The organism is Marinimicrobium hydrolyticum, assembly GCF_030848505.1.
GTDB lineage: Bacteria > Pseudomonadota > Gammaproteobacteria > Pseudomonadales > Cellvibrionaceae > JAVDDU01.
On the sequence record NZ_JAVDDU010000004.1, the window covers coordinates 81,633 to 104,062 of the forward strand.

The 22,430-nt window shown below is 54.6% G+C and carries 18 protein-coding genes; 8 read left to right on the forward strand and 10 right to left on the reverse strand.

Annotated elements, in window-relative coordinates:
• Positions 1 to 138 precede the first annotated feature (138 nt).
• From RBH33_RS08970 to RBH33_RS08990, 5 genes are all read left to right on the forward strand, one after another.
• Positions 139 to 2,484, forward strand: coding sequence for a Tex family protein (locus RBH33_RS08970; RefSeq protein ID WP_306731836.1), 2,346 nt, complete (start codon positions 139 to 141; stop codon positions 2,482 to 2,484).
• Positions 2,485 to 2,882: 398 nt separating this feature from the next.
• Complete coding sequence (locus RBH33_RS08975) at positions 2,883 to 3,425, forward strand: hypothetical protein (RefSeq protein ID WP_306731837.1); 543 nt, start codon at positions 2,883 to 2,885, stop codon at positions 3,423 to 3,425.
• Positions 3,426 to 3,886: 461 nt separating this feature from the next.
• Complete coding sequence (locus RBH33_RS08980; protein WP_306731838.1) at positions 3,887 to 4,342, forward strand: VOC family protein; 456 nt, start codon at positions 3,887 to 3,889, stop codon at positions 4,340 to 4,342.
• 351 nt (positions 4,343 to 4,693) lie between these two features.
• Positions 4,694 to 5,134 carry a CBS domain-containing protein gene (locus tag RBH33_RS08985; RefSeq protein ID WP_306731839.1) on the forward strand — a complete coding sequence of 147 codons (441 nt, stop codon included), beginning with the start codon at positions 4,694 to 4,696 and terminating at the stop codon, positions 5,132 to 5,134.
• 22 nt (positions 5,135 to 5,156) lie between these two features.
• Positions 5,157 to 5,471 (forward strand): rhodanese-like domain-containing protein, encoded by a 315-nt coding sequence (locus RBH33_RS08990; RefSeq protein WP_306731840.1) that lies wholly within the window; start codon positions 5,157 to 5,159, stop codon positions 5,469 to 5,471.
• 79 nt (positions 5,472 to 5,550) lie between these two features.
• Here the strand turns inward: RBH33_RS08990 and RBH33_RS08995 are convergent, their stop codons facing one another.
• Both RBH33_RS08995 and RBH33_RS09000 read right to left on the reverse strand, forming a co-directional pair.
• Positions 5,551 to 6,933 (reverse strand): MATE family efflux transporter, encoded by a 1,383-nt coding sequence (locus RBH33_RS08995; RefSeq protein ID WP_373568248.1) that lies wholly within the window; start codon positions 6,931 to 6,933, stop codon positions 5,551 to 5,553.
• Between the two features lie 240 nt (positions 6,934 to 7,173).
• Positions 7,174 to 9,189: an alpha/beta hydrolase family protein gene (locus tag RBH33_RS09000; RefSeq protein WP_306731841.1), complete on the reverse strand. Its 2,016-nt coding sequence runs from the start codon at positions 9,187 to 9,189 to the stop codon at positions 7,174 to 7,176.
• 363 nt (positions 9,190 to 9,552) lie between these two features.
• Between RBH33_RS09000 and RBH33_RS09005 the strand changes: the two genes are divergently transcribed.
• Entirely contained in the window at positions 9,553 to 10,428 is an 876-nt protein-coding gene (locus tag RBH33_RS09005) for a TraB/GumN family protein (protein WP_306731842.1), read from the forward strand.
• 77 nt (positions 10,429 to 10,505) lie between these two features.
• Here RBH33_RS09005 and RBH33_RS09010 read toward each other — a convergent pair whose 3' ends face one another.
• The 7 genes from RBH33_RS09010 to coxB all read right to left on the reverse strand — a co-directional run bounded on the left by RBH33_RS09010 (position 10,506) and on the right by coxB (position 19,802).
• Positions 10,506 to 10,949, reverse strand: a complete 444-nt coding sequence (locus tag RBH33_RS09010; RefSeq protein ID WP_306731843.1) for a response regulator — start codon at positions 10,947 to 10,949, stop codon at positions 10,506 to 10,508.
• On the reverse strand, positions 10,946 to 12,709 hold the full coding sequence (locus RBH33_RS09015) for a sensor histidine kinase (protein ID WP_306731844.1): 1,764 nt from the start codon (positions 12,707 to 12,709) through the stop codon (positions 10,946 to 10,948). Before RBH33_RS09015 ends, RBH33_RS09010 begins: the two co-directional genes overlap by 4 nt.
• A gap of 25 nt (positions 12,710 to 12,734) precedes the next feature.
• A complete protein-coding gene (locus tag RBH33_RS09020; RefSeq protein WP_306731845.1) occupies positions 12,735 to 14,756 on the reverse strand; it encodes a putative bifunctional diguanylate cyclase/phosphodiesterase in 2,022 nt (673 codons plus the stop codon).
• A 556-nt stretch (positions 14,757 to 15,312) separates the two neighbouring features.
• Positions 15,313 to 16,137 (reverse strand): cytochrome c oxidase assembly protein, encoded by an 825-nt coding sequence (locus RBH33_RS09025; RefSeq protein WP_306731846.1) that lies wholly within the window; start codon positions 16,135 to 16,137, stop codon positions 15,313 to 15,315.
• Entirely contained in the window at positions 16,128 to 16,472 is a 345-nt protein-coding gene (locus tag RBH33_RS09030; protein WP_306731847.1) for a hypothetical protein, read from the reverse strand. The genes RBH33_RS09025 and RBH33_RS09030 overlap by 10 nt, the downstream gene beginning before the upstream one ends.
• Positions 16,472 to 18,988 (reverse strand): cytochrome c oxidase subunit I, encoded by a 2,517-nt coding sequence (ctaD, locus tag RBH33_RS09035; RefSeq protein ID WP_306731848.1) that lies wholly within the window; start codon positions 18,986 to 18,988, stop codon positions 16,472 to 16,474. The genes RBH33_RS09030 and ctaD overlap by 1 nt, the downstream gene beginning before the upstream one ends.
• Positions 18,981 to 19,802, reverse strand: coding sequence for a cytochrome c oxidase subunit II (gene coxB, locus RBH33_RS09040; protein WP_306731849.1), 822 nt, complete (start codon positions 19,800 to 19,802; stop codon positions 18,981 to 18,983). The genes ctaD and coxB overlap by 8 nt, the downstream gene beginning before the upstream one ends.
• On the opposite strand from coxB, the gene RBH33_RS09045 reads away from it, so the two are divergent.
• Entirely contained in the window at positions 19,734 to 20,213 is a 480-nt protein-coding gene (locus RBH33_RS09045) for a DUF2231 domain-containing protein (protein ID WP_306731850.1), read from the forward strand. The genes coxB and RBH33_RS09045 overlap by 69 nt on opposite strands.
• 29 nt (positions 20,214 to 20,242) lie before the next feature.
• Here RBH33_RS09045 and RBH33_RS09050 read toward each other — a convergent pair whose 3' ends face one another.
• Entirely contained in the window at positions 20,243 to 20,698 is a 456-nt protein-coding gene (locus tag RBH33_RS09050) for a CopD family protein (protein WP_306731851.1), read from the reverse strand.
• Positions 20,699 to 20,964: 266 nt separating this feature from the next.
• Here RBH33_RS09050 and RBH33_RS09055 point away from each other — a divergent pair, with 266 nt between their 5' ends.
• Entirely contained in the window at positions 20,965 to 22,317 is a 1,353-nt protein-coding gene (locus RBH33_RS09055) for an OmpP1/FadL family transporter (RefSeq protein ID WP_306731852.1), read from the forward strand.
• The last annotated feature ends 113 nt before the right edge of the window (positions 22,318 to 22,430 follow it).

The window sequence follows — 22,430 nt, forward strand, 5'->3', positions numbered from 1 at the left end:
CTGTTCTCGCCATGGGTTTTGCGCATAATAAGCGGCTCAGCTTAAGGCCCGGCGACCGCACCGGGCCCCACTCAAGGTGTCCGACGTCAGCCGTTGGCACTCACCTGAACAGACCCCGTTATCAGAGTCAGCTTGCCCATGAACAGTATTTCCCAACGCATTGCCGAAGAACTTAACTGCCGTGAACAACAAGTGGCGGCCGCCGTGGCCCTATTGGATGAGGGCGCCACCGTGCCTTTTATCTCCCGCTACCGGAAAGAGGTGACTGGCGGCCTGGATGACACTCAGATGCGCAACCTGGAAGAGCGCCTGCGTTACTTGCGTGAATTGGAAGACCGGCGCGCCGCGATTCTGAAGAGCATTGGCGAGCAGGAAAAGCTGACCCCGGAGCTGGAGCGAGACATTCGTCAGGCAGACACCAAAACCCGCCTGGAAGATTTGTACCTACCCTACAAGCCCAAGCGCCGCACCAAAGGGCAAATCGCCCGGGAAGCGGGTCTGGAACCCCTGGCCGACGCGCTTCTGGCCGACCCGGCGCTGGATCCGGAAACCGAAGCGGTGAAATACCTCAACGCGGAACACAAGATCGACGACGCCAAGGCCGCACTGGACGGCGCCAAGTACATTCTTATGGAGCGTTTCAGTGAAGATGCGGCGCTATTGGGCAAACTGCGCCACTTCCTACACCAGGAAGCCAAGCTCAGCGCACGCGTCGTCTCTGGAAAAGAGGCGGACAACGCCCAGGAAGTGCAAAAATTTCGCGATTATTTCGAACACGACGAACCCCTTAAATCCACTCCCTCCCACCGGGCTCTGGCCATGTTCCGTGGCCGCAATGAGGGGGTACTGACTCTGGCACTCACCGTGGGTGATGAGGCCGAACGCAGTGGCGGGCACCCCGGCGAAGTGATGGTGGCCGAGCACTGGCAGGTGCGTGACCAGGGCCGGGCGGCCGATAAGTGGCTGGCGGAAGTGGTGCGCTGGACCTGGCGGGTCAAGTTGCTCACGCACCTGGAAACCGACCTGTTAGGTGAGCTGCGGGAAAAAGCCGAAGAAGCCGCCATCAAAGTCTTTGCCGACAATATGAAAGACCTACTACTGGCGGCACCGGCCGGCCAGAAAGCCACCATGGGACTGGATCCCGGATTGCGCACTGGCGTTAAACTGGCAGTGGTGGATGCCACCGGTAAAGTACTGGATCACGGCGCCATTTTTCCCACCGCGCCCCAATTCAAAATTGCTCAAGCCGAAGCGGTGGTCGTGGAGTTGTGCAAAAAGCATCAGGTAAGTCTAATTGCCATTGGCAACGGCACCGCGTCGCGGGAGACGGAAAAATTTGTTAAAGATGTGCTCAAAAAACACAATGACCTGAACGCCACCAGCGTCATGGTGAACGAGTCCGGCGCCTCGGTGTACTCGGCTTCTGAGTTCGCGGCAAAAGAATTTCCGGATTTGGATGTCACCATTCGCGGCGCTATTTCTATTGCCCGGCGCCTGCAGGACCCGTTGGCGGAACTGGTGAAGATCGACCCCAAATCCATCGGCGTAGGCCAATATCAACACGACGTGTCGCAAACCCAACTGGCACGCTCCCTGGATGCGGTGGTGGAAGACTGTGTAAACGCCGTGGGAGTGGAAGTGAACACCGCGTCGGCGCCCTTGCTGGCACGGGTTTCTGGTCTTAACCAGACGCTGGCCAACAACATTGTGGAATTTCGCAACAGCAATGGCGTTTTTACATCCCGTGATGCGCTGAAAAAAGTCCCGCGCTTGGGAGACAAAACGTTTGAGCAAGCGGCCGGCTTTTTGCGCGTGGCTGGTGGCGATAATCCATTGGACGCCTCCGCAGTGCACCCGGAGTCCTACAGCGTGGTGGAAAAAATCGCTCACGCTAGCGGTCGGCCGGTAAAAAGCTTGATCGGCGACTCACCGTTTTTGCGTAGCCTCAAGGCCGCCGACTACATTGATGAAACGTTCGGTTTGCCCACTGTTACCGACATTATTCTGGAACTGGACAAACCCGGCCGTGACCCGCGCCCGGAATTCAAAACCGCTCAGTTCCAGGAAGGCGTGGAAACGATCAAAGACCTGAAAGAAGGCATGATCCTCGAAGGCACCGTCACCAACGTCACCAACTTCGGCGCCTTTATCGATGTGGGCGTGCATCAAGATGGCCTGGTGCATATTTCCGCGCTCTCCAACACCTTTGTGAAAGATCCGCGCGAAGTGGTTAAGGCGGGTGATATCGTCAAGGTCAAAATGATGGAGGTGGACGTGGCGCGCAAGCGCATCGGCCTGTCCATGCGTTTGGATGACGTGCCTGGGGAAAGTGAATCCCGTGGAGCGAAAAGAACTGATGGCGGTGGCCGACATGCACAGCGCACGCACAACGGCGGGCAAGGTCAACGTCAAGGAAAAGGCCAGGGCGCTCCAGCGGTTGGCTCCATGGGAGCGCTGTTGACCGAGGCCATGAGAAAGAAGTAGAGAGTGCATGCCGATCAAACACTTTTCGGCAACCTGAACGATTCCGAAGTTAAAGCCTTGAGCGAAAACTGGTCACGGTTACTTCAATCAGAGCGTTATCTCGCCGAGCGATTGCACGGACTGGAAAAGTCTCGGCGATACATGGATTACTTCGAGCAGGGCTTGAAGTCCCGAACGGGAGGAATTTTGATTGAAGGTGCTGAAAACCAATGGCTAGAGGTAGCGTTCACGCGCGGAAACGCGGTAAGGCTGACTTTTTTCCAGGGTTATCGGAAGTGTATATATTACGCGGTGTGTACGAATAAATGATACTCCCCGCATGAACAAAAAATTTACAACCATGTGATGCCTGCGAAGAGCACTCAAGGGACACCGTTCTTTTCTTTGGAGTACGCGCGATGTTAAACCATCTTTGGTCTGTCCTGGCCCTATTGACGCTGGCGCTTGCTTTTCGGCACGAATCTGCAAGTGCACATGAAGAGATAGTGGCGCCGCTTTCAAAGCTAGAAACTGTCTATTCAGCACCCGCGCCACTGGATGATATACGGGTCACCTATATTATTGATAGCCGTTCTCATGCGACCCTAACCGTTGAGAGCCGTTTGTTCAGCACTCGTGTGTCAGCCACGGGGTTGGCGGATTTGCCGCGCCCGGACTGGGGTAGCATGCAGGTATACTACTCGCTGATGTCCCGCAAAGAAGAGCGATGGGAAGATAAACCTTACGTCTCTGTCAGAGTGCCACTGCATGGGCCCACCGGACAAGCTTGGGAGCTAACCTGGGCTACCTTTATTATCGATGCGGATAGTTCAGCAAAGCGATATTTGTATTATTTCATTCCAGACGAGTCGACGAACAGTGCCCGCAGTAGGCGCAAAGAGTGGCCGATCGGGTCCGGCGTCTCAGCCGAGAGTCTTCGTGAATTCACCCCCGATCCCTAAAGCGATTAGCTTGCCAATGCCACGATCTTTCGTTGGGTAAAACGACGAATTTAATCCCGATCTTTGCTCCAGCGTCCCCAAAACCCTCTACTTGCATCCAGATCGCCCCGGGGCATATACCTTCCTGACAGTAACGCTTGCGAATGCCCACCACAGCAGCCACGGCCTCCTTGTCCGTGGTGTATAACTTCTCATTGATAATTTCCGGCGTGCTAGCGAGATAAAAGGACATCCATAGTTTAAGGGCCATTCGCCGCCGATCAGTTCACGCCCTTTTCCGGTACTCAGCACTCCGCTTTAGCCTCACAATGGGAACCAAGTTCAAGTGTGCTCTTCCATAGCACTACAGATTCTTTGAGCCTGTCGATTTTCAGAAGCCTCGTTCGACGATAGGTGGGAGCAAATCGTGCCAGCCGGATTACCACGTTCCCCTAAACCACTATCCAACAGGAGAAGCAATCATGAAATCAGTCAATATCTATCTCAACTTTCCAGGCAACACCGAGGAGGCCTTCAACTTCTACAAATCCATCTTTGGCGGCGATTTTATGGGGGGCATCATGCGCTTCAGAGATTTTCCGCCAATGGGAGGCATGGAGGACATGCCGCCCTTAAAGGAGGAGGAAAAGGACCTGGTCGGGCACGTTTCCCTGCCCTTGACGGAACACGCTACCTTGATGGGAACTGACTTCACGTCAAACATGCCGCAGGAGCTGATAGTCGGCAACAATATGCAAATCACCCTCGAAACGGACAGCGCCACCGAAGCGGAGTCGCTTTTTAATCAGCTATCCGAGGGCGGCGAAATTGTTATGCCTTTGAGTGAGACGTTTTGGGCGGACAAATTCGGTGCCTGCGTCGATAAATTTGGAATCCAATGGCAGCTTAATTACACGGGTGACAAGACGATGGATTGACGGGGACCGTCCCTTATGGGCTCCCAGCGGACGTTGCGTCGCTACGAATGCTGGGAGCGCTACAACCTATGACGCCTTAGTGTCTGTTTTGCTTTGTGTTTTAATGACCACGGCGTGACCCGCACGACACTTCGGGCTTGCGCCCATACGGAACTCGCTCCCGGGTTCCCGGTCCCCACTAGTAGGCGGTCGGCAAGCTGACCGTATTCATTTGAGTCACTTTCCGTCAACTCGCCGATGCCGAGACAGTGCGGGTTGATACTGACTCGTTGTCGTTAACACGCTGGCTGGAGGCCCGTGTTCTTGCCATTCGCGGTACTCCCCAGAAACCACTTCCCGAAGGAGTACGTTATGAAAGTGAAAAACGTAATGAGCGATAACTGTGAGTTCGTATCCCCCGGCTCGAACCTTCAAGAGGTCGCGCGGAAAATGCGTGATCTGGATTGCGGCTTTATGCCTATTGGTAATGAAGAAAACGGCCGACTGGAAGGCGTTATAACGGATCGGGATATTGTTATACGCGCCGTTGCCGAGGGCCTGAATCCCTCCGAATGCCTGGTTCAGGATTGTTCCACCCATCGAGTACTTTATTGCTTTGAAGACGACGACTTGGATTCCGCCGCCATGAGCATGCGCGAGCAGCAAGTGTACCGGCTCATTGTGTTGGACAACCCGCAAAACAAGCAGCTACGGGGTGTAATTTCTCTCGGGGATATACTTCGGCACCACGAAGCTCAACTCGCGGCGCGCACCGCCGAGGGCATTGCAGCCGGCAGCCCACCCTTAAGCTGAAATTCAAAGGAGGAAGCGACTAATGCAACCCATCAGTCATAGTGATCTGAAAACTATGAACGACGCTCAACATCAGGACTTTGTGCTTATTAATGTTCTACCTCGGGACACGTTTAACAAGGAACACATCCGCACCTCTGTGAATGTGCCCGTGAGCGAAGACGACTTCACGTCCAAAGTGGAAACGATTGCCGGCAATAAGGAACGCAAAGTTGTCGTGTACTGCGCGAGTTTCGATTGTGACGCTTCAACCAAGGCGGCCAAGAAGCTGGAGGACGCGGGCTTCACGCAGGTTTACGATTATGAAGGCGGGACCAAGGACTGGTTTGAACATTAGAATGTTCCCTAAGCGCGTGACGGTTTCACAGGGCGGCATTCAGCCGCCTTTTTTTGTGTCCCTCTTGCGGCGAAAAATCTCACCCATCCCGGGTGAGATTTTTCATCCATAAGCGTTTACCGATACGCCACCAAGCGGGGAAGAATTTGAAAGCATCCTCTAAAAACATCAGCGCATAGATCACCAGAAAGGGCCACTCCAGCCAAAAAATAGCCAAAGCCACTACCGGCAATCCAATGACCCACATCACCGTAAAGTCCATGGTCAGCACAAAACGATTATCACCGCCAGCGCGCAGCACGCCGATAATGCGCACCATGTTCAAAACTTTTATCCACACCAACACACAGAATATAATCAATGTGTGATTGAGCAAGCTCGCCGCTGGTTCTTCTACCTGCCCAAAAAAGCTCAATATCCAAGGCCGAATCGACCAAAGCAGCAAAGCCAAAAGCAACACTAGAATCAACGTTAGGCGATCGAATATTTTGTACAACCGCCAGGCCTCATCTTTCTTATCCGCCCCCAGGCTCCTGCCCACCATCACCGCACTGGCGTTGGCCAAACCCACAAACAATGCGAAGAATGCGCTTTCAATAGGTACGATCACGCCCATCACCGCCAGGGCATGAGTTCCGGCGTAGCCAGTGAGTACGTGGTACGTGGCATTACCCAAACCCCAAATGCCATAGTTGATCATCAGAGGCAGCGTAAAGGCCACAAAGCGGGAGATGGTCTTCCAGACCAGGGCTTCCTTAAAGTGATGCCAGCGCAACGCGAAGCCGTGATTGCGACCGTAGACCCAGCCAACAATAAACAGCATTTGTAGCGTCCGGGCCACCAAAGTGGCCCAAGCCGCGCCGGCAACACCCAGCGCCGGGAAACCAAAATGCCCGAAGATCAGCACATAATTCAGTGCGATGTTGATCAGTACTGATACAGCGCCGGCCACCAACGGTAGGGTGGTGTTACCCAGCGCGCGCAGAGAGGCTTCAAAAATCACCGATACTTGGATCAGCAACAGCGCTGGAGCGGTAATGCGCAGATACTGCGCCGCCAACTCCACCACTTGCGGGTCCGGGTTAATCCAGCCCAGCCACACTTGTGGAGCCACACCAAAGAGCAACACAAACGGCACGATGGTGACCACACCCACCACCAGGGTCACAGCTAAAGTGCGCTGGCAACTGGAAAACTTGTTTGCGCCGCTGTATTGGGCCACCAGCACGCTGCAACCGGTGCCCAGCCCGCTCATCAGCACCAGCAACAGGAAGTGTAATTTGGCCGCGAGGCCCACAGCCGCCACCGCCTCTGAGCCCAAACCACTGACCATCACCACATCCGCCATGCCCAGCAGGGATTGCAGCAACATTTGCAGGGCTATGGGCAGCGCCAACATCACCACAGTCCACCAAAATGTGGATGAGCGGGGCATAAGCTGGCCGGAGGAGTTGGTCTGCATAATAGGGGCGGGCTCAGGAATACAACAGGAGGCCACGCATTGTACGCCCTCCATAGCCCTAGGAAAACGGCAACTTGTAACCACAAGCAACCCTATCGCAATGACTACTATTCAGCGCGAGCGGTGACGAATCTCGGAAGCGAGTAGTTTACGTGGAAGTAAGCAGCTCCAAGGGTCCGCCTTGGAGCTGCTCCTTAGGAGCTAAATCGACACTTAATCGATCGGCCTGACCATAATAGCTTAGTCGCGCTCGCCAATATGCGTGTCGAGGAACGTCACCAGATGTTGAAGTGTTTCCAAACGGCTCTCAGCCCGGTGCAGGTTGTGATCGTCGTTACGGATAGTCACCAGCTCCACGGATTTATTAGCCCGCCGCAGGCGTGAGCGCATGACTCTTGACTGATCATGATCCACCACCCGATCATTTTCACCGTGAATCAACAGTACCGGAGCCTGAAAGTTATCCGCTGCGCGGGCTGGAGACACGGCGCGCAAGCTGTCTCGGGTGGCCTCGCCCTTGGCAATAGAGTCTTCCCAGTAGCTTAATACCCAGTGATTTCGGCCGTACTGGCTTCTTTCGGTACTCATCATTCGGGGCAAGTCACTGACACCATTGATGGACGCTACGCACTGGTAGAGCTCCGGCGTAAACGCACCGCCTGCCAAAGCCGCGTACCCGCCGTAACTCCATCCGACGATGCATACCCGGTCCGGGTCAACGAGATCTTCCCCGATTAGCGTTTTCAACCCGTCGGTGACGTCATCCTGCATTTTTTTACCCCATTCTCCGCGGCCGGCGTTCAGGTGCGCCAAACCAAAACCCGTGGAACCGCGAAATTGAGGTTGAATCACCAGATACCCCTGACTGGCCAGTGCTTGCGACAGCCAATCAAATCCCACCCGGTCATGGTAAGCCGGGCCACCGTGAGGCAACATGACGGCGGGTAGCTTGTGCAAACTCTCCTGATGGGCACGGGGTACAGTAAGCAGGGCGGGAATCTTCATGCCATCTCGAGCCTGGTAGAAAAATTCCACAATTGGATTGATGTCCGCCGCCGCAATAGTAGGCCGGGCTTCGGCAAGAAAGCGAGGCTCTTTCCCTTGGGAGTAAAGCATAAAATCGCCTGCAGAAGCACTGCCTTCCACTTTGATCACCAAGTGCTTCCAGTCAGGGCTCCAACTCACCAAGTTCACAGACTGCCCCGGATAAGCGGCGACAATCGCCTCCACACGCTGATTCAGCTCGTCATCAAAAAACTGGTAGCTGGGTCGAAAACCGCCGTACTGGACACCCTGCACCACCCGATTAACGCCCATAAGGGGGCGGCTCACGTCGGCATTCTCACGTGCAAATAAAGGTTCGACTGAGCCGTCATGCAGATTCAGCGCACTCAAGCTTAGCCGCCCTTGTGCAGCGTCACTGATCACCAGCGCTTTCTCGTCCAGCGTTAAACCCTCAACGTCCAGTTGCGGAAAAGGAGCTTCCACTTCGAACAGATCCTTTGGGCCTTCTTCGGCGTAATACACGAGGGAATGCCGGTTCGCCCGATTATTGAAACGCTCTTCCGCCAGTAGCTCTCCATTGCTGTCCAGGAAATAATCGATGGTGTCGATGGTGCCTGAATGGGCCGTTCTCGGGCGCCTGGGTCGCGCCAAATCCACCTCCATCAAGGAGTAGTTAGGGGTCGCTTCAGGGCCTCCCCCCTGAACCAAACCTACTGCACGTCGGCGCGAAGACGCGAAAGCCGGCATATAGACATGCTTAAGATCCGTGGAAACACCGACTATACGGCCCAGCCCCGTTTGGCCTACGATGATGTTGTCGCCAGGGGTGAGTAGTTGCTCGAGTTTCCCCGAGCGGGGGCTAAACACAAAGGCAGTGCTGACATCAAAGCTACTTCGGTAACCTAGCACTCGGCGGTGCTCGGAGGTTTCCAAGATAAGTTGATCCTCAGCCAAAAAGTACGCCCGCCGGAGCTGGAGGTTATTCACACCCAGTCCATTTAACATTTCGCCGGTTTTCAGAGAGACAACGACGAGCGTGTCCTCACCTGACGTGTTGGCTCGAAAGGCCAACGTCTCGCCGCTGGGCGAAATGGCCATTAAGGAGACAGAGGGCAGAGCGGCGTAGTCTTCAATGGTCGGCCCCTCCGCTGCAGAGGAGTTCGGGGCGCCAAAAGCGGATTGGGCAAGTAAGGCGACGGTAGAGAAACACACGGCCAACCAGCGGGTGGCTGATGATTGAAAGGGGTTCATAGATTCGCTGTTCCCTGTTGGTTTTTATTTTGAGTCCTGACCAGTTGTACTGGTGTCTGCCATGGTAATCCTGAAACTCTCTCAACGGCAAATTTTTGTGCCATAAATACTCATTCGCACCTTTTTTGGGCGAGTTAATCCGTTAGTGGCGACCCTTCCCACCTATACCGATGTGCCGCTGAATGGCGCCTACATTGCCTTACCAGAACTCTGATGACTAGCAAATATTTGCAGTTGGGAGCATGGGGATTGGGTGCCGACGTGCGTTTGTCCATGCTGATCGATTAGTCCATTAAGCGTTGCTTTCAATTCACCTGCAGATTAGGCTTGCTGCTCAATAACAATCCATACACGAGGCAAGCCATGGACACCATCCGAAGCCGGTTTTTGGGCATTCTTCTGCTATTTGTTTCTATTCCCGCCCTGGCCCAAACCACGCTGTTTGAAGTCACCGACGGCGAAAGCCGCATTTTGGTGGGCGGTACCATTCATTTACTGCACCCGGATGAGTTTCCGTTGCCCGATGCCTTCGATCGAGCCTATGAACAGGCCGACCGGGTGTATTTCGAGATGGATCTGGGTGAGGCCCTGAACCCGGCCTTCGGGATGCAGATGATGGAGGTTATGAAAAACCCCGAGGGACGCTCACTCCAATCAAAACTGAGCCCGGCGGTCTGGGAGCGTCTGGAGGCCTACGCTAAAGAGACGCAATTCCCACTAGCCATGTACCAACCGTTTGATCCGGCACTGCTGAGCATGGTGCTAGTGGTGTTTGAATCCCAGCGCCGGGGCATACAAGGCGGCGTGGATGAGCATTTTTACCAACGCGCACGTGCGGATGATTTGCCGTTGGGCAATCTGGAAACCACCGAAGAAGTGCTTGGCTATATGGAAGCCATGACCGGACTGGATGGTGACTGGTTGATCGAATCAACGCTTAGGGATTTAAACAACTTTGATGACATGATGACCGCCCTGGTTAGGGCTTGGCGCCGCGGCGATATGGACACTATTTATAAAGAGATGGGAAAACCCATGCGCGAGGAGTCTCCTGAGTTGTACGAGCTGTTGCTGATCAAACGCAACCAGCAATGGCTGCCGCAACTGGAAGCCATGTTCTCTCAGCCGGGCACCGAGTTGGTATTGGTGGGCGCTATGCATTTGGCAGGCCCCCACAGCGTACTCAAGATGCTTGAGGACGAAGGTTATAAGGTGACACGGTACAACGCTAGCCACTAGCACGCAGCGCCCCGGAGCCATTTACCGCCGGGGCCACTCCCGCTGGCATCGCCGTGCGCAGAAGAAAAAAGAGTCTGCTAAGGCGGGACTGGTAACACCGCTACGCCGAACCAAAAGTCCTCAATGGTTCGCGCCACTTGATAAAAGTGCTTTAGCCCGGCTGGCTTGATGATGTAACAGTTGGCGTGCAACTGATAGCAATCGCGAACGTCTTTTTCCGCTTCGGAGGATGTCAACACCAGAACCGGTATATGCATTAACTGCGGATCGCTCTTCACCACGGCGAGAACATCGCGCCCATCCATGCGCGGCAAGTTCAGGTCTAGCAGGATAATATCCGGTTGCACGGCCTCAGCGTAGTCGCCTTCACGATTCAGAAATTGCAAAGCCAGCTCACCGTTACTCACGGTATGGAGGCGGCTGGGAGTCGTCGACTCCTCAAAACTTTCCAGAATTAAATCCACGTCGGCGGGGTTATCTTCCACCAACAAAATTTCGATCGGCCGTACGCGCTTGGTCATATTGGAGGGTCCTTCTGCCCTTTTGGATGCATGGGCAAAGTGAAGAAAAACGTCGTACCGTGCCCGGGCTGAGATTCGAACCAGATCTCACCCCCGTGGCGCTCGACAATACGCTTGGTAATGGCCAGACCAATGCCGGTTCCCGGATACCGGCTTCGTTCGTGTAGGCGCTGGAAGACCAGGAATACCCGATCGGCGTATTTCTGATCGATACCGATACCATTGTCCGTAACCGAAAACAGCCAAGTATCTCCTTTGGCTTCACAGCTCACGTGCACACGCGGTGGTTCATCACCCTGAAATTTGAGTCCGTTACCCACCAAATTCTGAAACAGCTGTACCACCATGGACTCGGTCGCGCAAAGTACCGGTAGTGGATCCCAGGTAACCTTGGCGCCGGGGCGTTCCTCAATGGTAGCCCGCAATAAAGTCACCACATGACTGAGCACTTTGTTGAAGTCCACTGGATCCCGCTCCAACTCCCGGCGACCAGCCCGTGAAAAGGCCAACAGGTCACTGATCAAACGCTGCATCCGCTCCGCGCCTTCAATAACGTAGTGCATATACTTGCGGGTTTTTTCATCCAAGCTGTCTTGAAGCTTCTGCTCCAATAACTCGGTATAACTGCGCACCATGCGCAGTGGCTCCTGCAAATCGTGAGACGCCACATAGGCAAACTGCTCCAATTCCGCGTTGGAGCGACGCAGCTCTTCGGCTTGTTCGGCAAGCGTTCTTTGCGCCTGTTTGCGGTGGGTTAAATCAATGATGGCGCTCAGTACATGCAAACCATCGGGCATTTCAATGGGCGTCAGCCCCACTTCTATGGGGATTTCGTCTCCTTGCTTGCTGATCCCGTAAAGATCCCGCCCCTGCCCCATAACCCGAGGCTCGGGTTGAGAGAAGAAGTGGTTTCTGAACGAAACATGATTTCCGCGTATCGACTTTGGCAACAGGATTTCCACCTCCTGCCCCAAAAGCTCTCCATCCTCGTAGCCGAACAGTTGCTCCGCCGCTTGGTTTACCAGAGATATTTTTCCATCGCTGTTGATCATGACCAGTGCCGAGGGCGAGGTATCCACCACAGCGCGATAGCGCTTCTCGGCCGCTTCAATCTCCGCGGTTTTTTTGGCGAGTTCACGTTCCGCCTGCTTACGAAAGGTGAGATCCACAATGGCACTTAAGACATAAGTACCATTGGGCATTCTGATGGGGGTAAGGCCCACCTCAATGGGAATTGAAGCACCGGTTTTACTGCGTCCGTGCAGGTCCCGGCCCTGGCCCATAATACGCGGCTTTGGGTCACTCACATAATGACTGCGGTAAGCCGCGTGATGCCCGCGCGCGGCTTCCGGTAAAAGAATCTCTACGGGTTCGCCCAGCAGTTCCGTTCGACTGTAACCAAACAGTCGTTCTACGGCGCGATTCACCAAGCAGATTGACCCCTTGGGGTCCACCATCACCAGAGCCGAAGGTGCTGTATCAATAACGTTTCGGTAACGCTCCACGGCGGCTTCCAAAGTGTGCACCCGCTCCTGATCGGATTCCGGACGAAAGCGCTTAGCCCGATACGCGATCGCCGCCAAGCAAGTGCAGACGATAACCCCTGTGGTCAGTACAACCATCGGCGAAGGCGCCCAGCCCGTGTATAGGCTCCAACTCCAAACCAAAAACACGGCGAACACAATGACACCCATCAACATCGGCAGGCTTTTAGTCAGCACTCTTTCAGAGCGATTTTTTTTGTTACCGCCGCGCAGCATGACAATTTCCTTAAAGCGAGTGCGCCTAAAGCGCCGGGGGGTGGTCACGCAGCCAATTGGTTATCTGCGCTGGTGTTCCGGGCCGACAGATGTGAAAACCCTGCAAAATATCGCACCCAGCATCGGTAAGAAAGTCGCGTTGTATCTGAGACTCGACACCCTCGGCGACGACTTTTAATTTGAGTGCGTGCGCTAACCCCACGAGACTGTGTAAGATGGCTTCAGTCTCCTGGTTGTGGCCAATATCCTGAACGAAGCTCTGATCGATTTTAAGCACGTCCACGGGCAAGCGCCGCAAGTAGCTCAGTGATGAATAACCCGTGCCAAAGTCGTCAATGGCTACCGTTACGCCCAGCGCCCTGACTTCCTCCAGTGTTCTTTGGGCCCGCTCCGGATCACCCATAATGGAGCTTTCCGTTAACTCAAGCTCCAGGCAGTCCGCAGGCAAGCCAAACTCTTTAAGAACTTTCTCTACCTCCGCACCCAAGTGGTTCTCATACAACTGCCGCATCGACACATTCACGGACACGCGAACGGGCACGTTGGTTAGCTCCATGGCAACCTTTGCCATAGCCGCCGCTGAACGTAAAACTTTGCGCCCGACTTGGCCGATGAGACCGATGTGTTCAACCACCGGAATAAATTCTTCAGGCCCCAGACATAGAGTGGAATCTTCTGGCCAACGGATGAGAGCCTCCATACCCACAGTAGCACCGTCACCTGCACTCACCAAAGGTTGAAACGCAAACCAAAACCTGTCGTCCGCGACCTCCTTCCGCACGGCTTGTTCGATTCGAATGCGATTCAATACTGAATCCTGCATATGGTCCGCGTAAAATTGAAAGTGGTTTGTGCCTTGCTCTTTGGCCCGATACATGGCGGTATCGGCGGCCCGGTACAAGGCCTTAACACCGGTACCCGAGCCAGGGTAGGTCGCAATACCAATGCTCAAGCCTATGGTCACTTCTGCGCCATGAACTTCAAATGGCGCCTCGAAGCGATGTATCAATTTCTCTGCCACATGAGCGATTTCCTGAGGGCTGGAAAAAGACGGCAGGATAAGAGCGAACTCGTCGCCGCCAAGCCGGGCCAAAAAATCTTCTTCGCGCACTGAAGACTTCAAGCGCTTGGCCACCTGGCACAACAGCTCATCGCCAGAATCGTGGCCCATGGTGTCGTTGACGTATTTGAAGCGGTCCAGATCGATAAACAGCATGGCTAACAGGTACTTTTTCCGGTCGACGCTGCTGATCTGTCGCGCCAAATAGTCGAAGAAGTAGGTGCGGCTCGCCAGGCCAGTGAGCTGATCAAATTGCACCAGCTCCTTCAAACGCAGCTCCGCTCTCTTGCGCGATGTAATGTCCCGGTAAACAATCAGCGCCGCTGGCGCAGAATTCCAATCCACATCCACGGACCGAACTTCCACCACTTGCTGCCCAGACAGGGTAACTTCGCTATTGCCTGAACTCCTAAGTTTCTTCGGCAGTGGCAGCCCAACTGAGTTTATGGGGTCAAGGTCCAACAGGGTGCAGGCCATCTGATTGGCAAATAACACTGTGCCATCTTTGCTTAAAACCACGACGCCGTCCGGGCTGGTTTCCAACACCCGGGAGTATTGTGTTTGCAAACGGTGACGCTCAATGGCATGGCGAATAGAGTGCATGAGCAAGGTGGCGTTCAAGTCTTGCTTGGCGCAAAAATCCTGCGCGTGTTCTCGAATCACCTGAATGCCCAACTCTGCATCTCGGTTGCCCGTTAAAACCACAATAGGAATGTCGGGCGCGAAGCTTCGAATGGCGGCGACTGTGGCCACTCCTTTGGAATCTGGTAATCCCAAATCCAGTAACACCACATCCACGGTATGATTGCGCATCAATGTTTCTGCAGTTTCTACTCGGGTAGCGTGCAAAATGGTTATACGGGTGCCAAACCCCTCTTCCAGGTAATGCCGGCAGAGATCAGCGTCGCCTTCGCTGTCCTCCACTAACAACACCTGAAGTCCCGATGATTCTTCAGCTAGAAATCGATCCCGATTATACGCATGCATTGGCGGCTCCTCCGCTTGGCCATATCTGGCTGCCAAGGAGCGCAGCTGCGGTACTACCTAAGAAAAAAATCATTACACTGTTAGCCTTTTTTCTGTACAAATATTCTTTGCAAGCACTTTGGCATGAGTCTTCCCCATTGGTTGCATGCGGAGGGTGACTTATATTCAACGCGTGGTAACAATATTCATTTCCATGTCAGAAACGTTTTCGTCGTAAGCGTTTTTCTGTCGGGAATGTGCAATCGGCGGGCCAGCCAGAGAAAATAATGACTTTGTGACTATATGCGCAGCCGCGCATTTTCATTAGCAAACTAGTTTTACCCCAAATCCCCGCAATAGTGAGTCCCCCGCTCCGCCGAGTCGATGTTTCCCGGCTATACGGTCTCATTAACGAATTTACTTGGAAATAGCGTGGATCAATTTAGAAAGGAAAAATTTACGTACTCAAAGGAAATTTTTTCCAGCTGATACAGAGAGCCATAAACAGCGCCACTCGATCCCTCATTCGTAAACTCACTTTCAGCCGAGAGGGCAATAACGTCGTGAGGCCGCAACCTTAGGCATGGGGGTAAGTTTTGTCGATCTCCATTCGCCGTACCAACTGTCGATACCACCGGTGGCCAATCCAAGCAGAGACACCCAGATAGGGAATGGCACCCAACACCCACATTATTAAACCCGCCAATTGCTGGTCGGTAAGGCTGCGCGCTTCGTCGTAAAGTGGCGTCTGTGCGAAGGTCAGTAATGCGCCCAAGAAACCCGTGTGCATAAGCGTGAATAACAACGCAAGCAGTGCCCAGGGTGCGCGGCGCTCGCTGCCGGTCATTATGGACCACCAAAACCAACCGGCGGTCAGCAAAAAACACGCGTGTTCAAACGCGTGCCACCAGGGGTCTTCTACGGCGACCATATAGAACACGGGTGTGTGCCAGATCCAAATAGCGGCGGCATGAAGATAGGCAGTTAACATTGGATGGCGCACCAAACGCAGCATAGGGCGGGAGCACCACAGGGCGACTCGTCCCGCGCCGGCGACCATCTGCGGCAGCGGTCGGCTCAGAACCCACAGAGGCGCTATTACCACCATAAGCATCATATGCTGGGTCATATGTGCGGCGGTGCTGGTTTTGGCCCAATCATCCAAAGGCCCCAGCAAAGCTAACGCGCACAGAAGTGCCGAGCCGTGGAATAGGAAGGCTTGACCACGTGTTGGGCGGCGACGCCAGGAACCTAAACCATAGATTCCCCAAAAGGCCATAAGAAGGAGTGCACTGACTATGGCCGCTAGCTGCTCCTGCCCGTCGCTACTCAGTGGGTTGTGCGCCATGGCCACGGGGCTGTAAAACAGCAGCCCCAACAGGCACGGACCTATTACACGCACGGCGGCAACACCAATCCGGGCAGAATCATAAAAACCACGGCACCTGCGGCCACCAGGTGAGCGCCAGCGGCCACCTGAGCAATAAAACGAGCCGTAGCCGTTAAGCCTGCATCAACCGAAGCACGCCAGCTTCGGCGTGCCCAATACAAAAGTACCGCGATGAAAGGTAAGCTCAAGGCAATCAGGAGCCAGTTGATCCAGGATAGGGAAGCACCAATGGATTCCGGCGGCGCCAGCGCGCAGCCCAGGGACAGAGCCGAGTACCAAACCACAAACCAGAGGGCCCATACCGTAAGGCCTAACGCCAATTGCATCGGGTGGGTGGGTGCCAACATCAGTGCGCTCCCCAGCCAAGCGGCATCAAAATAAAAGCGGCGATACTCAGCCAGAAAATGCCCAGGGTATAAATCCACAGCGGCCGCAACACAATGGGTTCATACACCAAGGCTTTGCTGACATAGCCTTTTCTAACCCTAAGCGCCTGCAAGGCTGTCGTTATCGTCGCCAGGCCAGAATGTATTAATACATAAATCAGCATTACCGTTAGCACCGCATCGTGCGCCAACTGAGTGGGAGAAAGCGTCGAGCTCGCAAACGTCCAAACAATCAGCAGCACGTGCGCCAGGCCCAGCAGCGTTACCCACCAAAAATTCCCTTCAAGACGATCGCCGCGCCCTTGTTTCAAACCCGACACGATCCAATGGTAAAAAACCACCGCCACGCTGAGCACTACACCACTGACGATTAAGGGGACCAGTGCGATCGGTGTTTGCTCAGGCACCTGCCACTCTGACGCCACCGTCCACAAATAAAACCAGCCAAAGAGCAGAGACATGTACAGGGTGGCATCCGCCAACAACGCCACGACCATGCCCCACAGGCCTGGTCCGTCCTGGGTACGCGAGTGCAAGGGGAAGTCGTTCGGTTCGGTTCCTTCAATGGGCGCCGCCTTAGGGTGTACACCGTTCTCCCAGCTCCAGCACAGGAAAAACACCAGCGCTACAAGCGTCGCTCCCAGGGCCGGCCAGTAGGTGCGTACCAACAAACTGATGCACACGACGGCGAGCGCGGCCGCAGCCAACAGCGGCCACCAGGAATTGGTGGGCAAGTGCATAATTTCACGGGTGCGCCCGCTGATCGGGTCGCAACCAAAAATCTCCCGCCGACCGTGATCACTCGTGGCCAGACCGTGCTTGCCCTCGGCCATGGTGTCCGGCAGTTTCGGATCCTCCCAGAGCGGATGGCGACTGGTTACCGTCGGTAGACTGACAAAGTTGTAGGTGCTCTGGGGTTTGTCGACCGCCCACTCTAAGGTGTCGGCATTCCAGGGGTTACGGGCGGCCTTGCGGCCGAACCGGAAGTGCAACGCAATATCCACAATGATGGCCGCTATGCCGGCCGCCATCACAAAACCGCCGATGGACGACAGCAGATTGAGCCAATCCCAGCCCAAGCCGGCCTCGTAGGTGTAAACGCGGCGGGGCATACCGATCAAGCCGGTCAAGTGCATCAGGAAAAACGTCAGATTAAAGCCGACGAAGGTCAACCAGAAGCCCCAGTAACCCAACTTCTTGGTCGGCATACTCCCGGTGGCCTGAGGCAGCCAATAATAAAAGCCTGCCAACGCGGGGAACAGCATGCCCCCAACCAACACGTAGTGCATGTGCGCGACGACAAAATGGGTATCGTGGACCTGCCAGTTAAACGGGACCAACGCGAGCATGACACCCGTTAAACCCCCGGCCACAAAGATGAATAAAAAGCCCATAATCCACAGCATGGGCAGCGCGAAAATTACCTTTCCCGTCCACAGAGTCGCCAACCAGGCAAAGATCTGTATCCCCGTCGGTATCGCCACCAACATACTCGCCGCGGAGAAAAACGCTTGCGCCAACTGAGGAATGCCCACGGTGAACATATGGTGCACCCACAGCCCGAAACTGATGAACCCCATAACAATGATGGACAACACCACCCAACGGTAGCCCACCAGGGGGCGCTGCGCGAACACCGGCAACAAGGTGGATACCACACCGGCGGCGGGCAGGAAGATAATGTAGACGTCAGGATGACCAAAGAGCCAAAACAAGTGCTGCCACAAAAGTGGATCGCCGCCGCCAGCCACTTCAAAAAATGGCAAGCCGGCGCTGCGTTCCAGCTCCAGCAATATACTAGCGAGAATCAAGGGCGGAAAGCCAAAGACAATCATCAACGCCATGGCCAGGATATACCAACAAAAAATCGGCATGGTGCCGAGCGTCATACCGTTGGTGCGGGTGCGCAAAATCGATACTACTAACTCGACACCCGCGGCCATAGCCGATATTTCCACAAAGGTAACGCCCAGCAACCAAAAATCGGAACCAGGGCCCGGCGCGTATGTGGAACTGCTTAATGGCGTATACATAAACCAGCCGGAATCGGGCGCGACGCCCAGAAACAGGCTGGAAAGAATGATGATTCCACCGAATAGATAACAGTAATAACCGAAGGAACTGATGCGCGGGAAGACCAGATCGCGCGCACCGATCATTTTGGGAATCATATATATCGCCAAACCTTCGAGAATCGGGATGGCGAAGAGGAACATCATCACCGTGCCGTGCATGGTGAAGATTTGGTTGTACAATTCGGCGTGCAGAATTTCCTGTTCGGGCAGGGCCAATTGGGTGCGCATCAGCATGGCCAAAATGCCGCCAATCAGAAAAAACACCACCCCGGTTAAAATAAAGCGCAAGCCAACGGTGGTGTGGTTCACTGCCGATAGCGTGCCCCAGCCCGGCAGGTTGGCCCAAATTCGCTCCAATTGTTGGTGCAAGCTGCCGTTGTTGTGAGCGCTGTTATTAATCATTCGCTTCCAACTCCTCATGGGCGTCCTGCCACCACTGCTCGAAATCTTCCTCCGCGTGGGCGTGTACTACAAATTTCATGTGCGCGTGGTCACGGCCACAAAACTCCGCACATTGGCCGCGATACACGCCCGGCTCATCCGCTTGTATCCGCAGCACGTTGGTATGGCCAGGAATCATGTCGGTTTTGCCACCCAAGCGCGGCACCCAGAAGGAGTGAATCACGTCCGCGCTGCGCAAATGCACATCCACCGGCACGCCCGCGGGAATATGGACTTCATTCACCAGAGCCACGATGGAATCGGGGTAGCGCACATCCCACCACCATTGGTGGCCGGTGACGTCGACTCGAAACGCCTCACCATCCTCTGGCGGCAAAGGGAGCATTTTGTGCCCAGCAGGGATACCGAAAATCAACAACGCCGTAATGCTAACAAGCGGCAATACCAAGCCGCCGCCGATAATCCAGCGCCGATTTAATCGCGTAGTCGTGTTTGTGTCAGAGTCGTCGTACTTATGACGTATGGCATAAATCCAAAGCCCTAAAACCACCAACAACACCACGCCCGCATAGGCCGCCATGGCCCACCAGAGCCAAAGGGCAATTCGTGCAGAAGGGCCGGCCGGATCCAATGTGGAGTACGGTCCCGCGCAGCCGCTGAGCAAGATGGGGATGAATACCCAGCTCAGGCCTGTTAATCTTTTCTGGACAGCATTCCAAAACCCGCTACGGATGAGAGTAAGCCAATGCCCCTGGAACCCATACTGAGCAAGATGTCGATCCGCGGCCATCCCATTCACCCCGCGTTGATTCATTTTCCTGTCGCAGCGTTGATCCTGCTGATTGGTGCGGACTTGGGGTACATACTGACCGAAGACGTTTTTTGGGCTCGGGCCGGCTTGTGGCTCGCGGGGGTCGGTACCATCGGTGGGTGGGTTGCCGGCACAGCTGGCTTGATTGACCTTGTATTGGTCATGCGCATCCGCCGGCTGATTACCGCTTGGTCCCATGCCATACTGGCGGTAATGATGTTGTCTTTGGCCACGCTCAATTGGCTGTTGCGATACGCCGACCCTGTCGTCTTTATCGTGCCGTGGGGCGCGTACCTTTCGCTTTTGACCGGCGCACTGATCGCTGCCAGTGCTTTTCTGGGCGGTCAGTTGGTTTACGAGTATGGGGTAGGTGTCAATACGGAAGAAGCGCTGCGCCGACGCGTGAAACCCTAAGTATCCACTAACAAAGCCCATCAGCTTTTTCATACAAAGGCCCCCGTTAGCCAGGGAAAGGACTCCGCGGGCGGCTTAGCGAGGACAATCCACACAATCAACAGCATAAGCACACACAACACTACACCCAGCACCCAGCACCACAAGCGTTGAGATTCATCCGGTTGACGCTCCAGGCGCAATACCAGAAGACCCGATGAGGCATGCGCCACAACCAGCCCAGCCACCAGCGTTAACTTCACGATTAGCCAAGGATCCAGTATTGGCTCCACAACGAACACCAAAGTGCCGAAGATAATCGCTAACAACGCCGCAGGTGTTGCAATGTGCGTAAAAACAAAACGCGCCACGGAGTCCTGGCGGTAGGGTGTTTCAGTAATTTCAATTTGCTCGTTCGCTGCCCCAACGATGAGCGCAGGAAGATAGAGCAGTGCCGCACACCAGAAAAGCAGTGCGGATATGTGCAGCACAAGAAACCATAGCATTCTCAGCACTCCCTCCTTTGGCTTGGCCTACTTGCACCCCAGTATAAAGATCCGCGTGTTCTTTTCAATGACACGGGCACAACGGACCGGATATTTCTCCTCAACAAACCCCGAATCGGCAATGAAACTTTGCTTAGTACTGCTACTCGTAGCTGTTAGGTGAAGCTATCCGGAATTACCTAAAGGAAAATTGGGCGCGCTACCGAGATGCATACGGCGGCGCACAGCGCTTAGGGCGACTCATTTATAAACAAGGGAGGTTTGTCATGTCGAACAAAGCGATAGAACGTAAAAAGCGCTTCAGAAAAAAAGTGCTGTACGGAGCCGTTACCTCTGCAATATTAGTGGCGCCACTGACTCATGCCTCTTCATTTTATTTATTGGAACAGAGCCCAGCGCATTTGGGCCACGCTTTTGCTGGCACCGCTTCCAATATTGGCGACGCCAGCACCGTTTACTTCAACCCGGCCGGCATGACCCAACTAGAAGGGCGGCAGCTGACGGGTGGACTAAACTGGGTACGGCCTAGTTCACGGTTTACCGATGGCGGATCTAACACCGGCGACGTTGGCTCGCGCACCAATGAGTCCGCGGTCATTCCCAATCTGTACTACACACACCGCCTGAACGAACAATGGTCTTTTGGCCTGGGCTTAAGCGTTCCTTTTGGCCTGTCCAGTGACTGGGGAGATGAATGGTCTGGTCGGTATCTCGCCACTTTCAGCGAATTGGAAGTTTTGAATTTCAATGCCACTGCCGCCTTCGCCGTCAATGAGCAACTGTCAGTGGGCTTCGGCATTAACTACCAAACGATGGACGTGACCCTACAGAGTCAAGTTGACTCCACTTTAGGGACAAATCCTTCGCCCGGTTCTGACAGTTATGGCCAGATCACGGGTGATGCCGACGATGTCACTTTTGATCTCAGTGTTTACTATCAACTGGACGACGCGACAGCCTTTGGGCTTACGTGGCGCCAAGGCGGAACCTTCGGCCTGACCGGCCGCGCGAACTTTTCGCGCAACGCCTTTTGCGAGCCCGGTGCAGGCGCGCCCGTTGGCGAGACGGGTGCGACCACCGGTACCCTCTGTGCGCAAGCGCTGGATCAGCTCGAGGGTAATGTTAGAGCTGACGTAACACTACCGGATATTCTGACCTTCAGTGCCAGCCATCGCTTCAACAACGATTGGAGCTTCCACGCGGATGTATCCTGGACCCAGTGGAGCAGCATTCAATACGTTGACGTAGTCAACAACGAAACCAACAGCCTGGTGGAAACACTCGACCTGGAATACAGCGACACCTTCCGAGCGGCCCTAGGAGCGACTTATCACATGGACGGACCCTGGACGCTGCGTGCGGGCATTGCCAGAGACCACGCACCGCAAACCAGTCCTACCCGTATGACTCCGCGCATTCCCGATGAAGATCGCACCTGGTTGAGCGCAGGTTTTAACTACGCGCATTCCGAGGAGCTTACGTTTGATGCTGGCTACGCGCACTTGTTTATAGGCGATGCGGATATTGCCAACTTGGACCCCGACACAGGAAACAATGTGGTCGGGAGCTTTAGCTCAAACGTTAATATCTTCAGCGCTCAAGTCAACTGGCGTTTTTAAGCAAGCTGGATCTTGCCGAGGGCAGGGACGCCCGTTTTTTTTGCCAAGGCGGGAAGCACCTCACCGGAAAATCAGTCATTTTTACAAAAATATATTCGCGTACTACCGAGCTT

Excerpts from the sequence above, each read along its gene's own strand:
- RBH33_RS08970 (WP_306731836.1), top strand. The coding sequence starts at position 139 with ATGAACAGTATTTCCCAACGCATTGCCGAAGAACTTAACTGCCGTGAA.
- RBH33_RS08975 (WP_306731837.1), top strand. The coding sequence starts at position 2,883 with ATGTTAAACCATCTTTGGTCTGTCCTGGCCCTATTGACGCTGGCGCTT.
- RBH33_RS08980 (WP_306731838.1), top strand. The coding sequence starts at position 3,887 with ATGAAATCAGTCAATATCTATCTCAACTTTCCAGGCAACACCGAGGAG.
- RBH33_RS08985 (WP_306731839.1), top strand. The coding sequence starts at position 4,694 with ATGAAAGTGAAAAACGTAATGAGCGATAACTGTGAGTTCGTATCCCCC.
- RBH33_RS08990 (WP_306731840.1), top strand. The coding sequence starts at position 5,157 with ATGCAACCCATCAGTCATAGTGATCTGAAAACTATGAACGACGCTCAA.
- RBH33_RS08995 (WP_373568248.1), bottom strand. The coding sequence starts at position 6,933 with ATGCAGACCAACTCCTCCGGCCAGCTTATGCCCCGCTCATCCACATTT.
- RBH33_RS09000 (WP_306731841.1), bottom strand. The coding sequence starts at position 9,189 with ATGAACCCCTTTCAATCATCAGCCACCCGCTGGTTGGCCGTGTGTTTC.
- RBH33_RS09005 (WP_306731842.1), top strand. The coding sequence starts at position 9,553 with ATGGACACCATCCGAAGCCGGTTTTTGGGCATTCTTCTGCTATTTGTT.
- RBH33_RS09010 (WP_306731843.1), bottom strand. The coding sequence starts at position 10,949 with ATGACCAAGCGCGTACGGCCGATCGAAATTTTGTTGGTGGAAGATAAC.
- RBH33_RS09015 (WP_306731844.1), bottom strand. The coding sequence starts at position 12,709 with ATGCTGCGCGGCGGTAACAAAAAAAATCGCTCTGAAAGAGTGCTGACT.
- RBH33_RS09020 (WP_306731845.1), bottom strand. The coding sequence starts at position 14,756 with ATGCATGCGTATAATCGGGATCGATTTCTAGCTGAAGAATCATCGGGA.
- RBH33_RS09030 (WP_306731847.1), bottom strand. The coding sequence starts at position 16,472 with ATGTTGGCACCCACCCACCCGATGCAATTGGCGTTAGGCCTTACGGTA.
- ctaD (WP_306731848.1), bottom strand. The coding sequence starts at position 18,988 with ATGATTAATAACAGCGCTCACAACAACGGCAGCTTGCACCAACAATTG.
- RBH33_RS09045 (WP_306731850.1), top strand. The coding sequence starts at position 19,734 with ATGCCCCTGGAACCCATACTGAGCAAGATGTCGATCCGCGGCCATCCC.
- coxB (WP_306731849.1), bottom strand. The coding sequence starts at position 19,802 with ATGAATCAACGCGGGGTGAATGGGATGGCCGCGGATCGACATCTTGCT.
- RBH33_RS09050 (WP_306731851.1), bottom strand. The coding sequence starts at position 20,698 with ATGCTATGGTTTCTTGTGCTGCACATATCCGCACTGCTTTTCTGGTGT.
- RBH33_RS09055 (WP_306731852.1), top strand. The coding sequence starts at position 20,965 with ATGTCGAACAAAGCGATAGAACGTAAAAAGCGCTTCAGAAAAAAAGTG.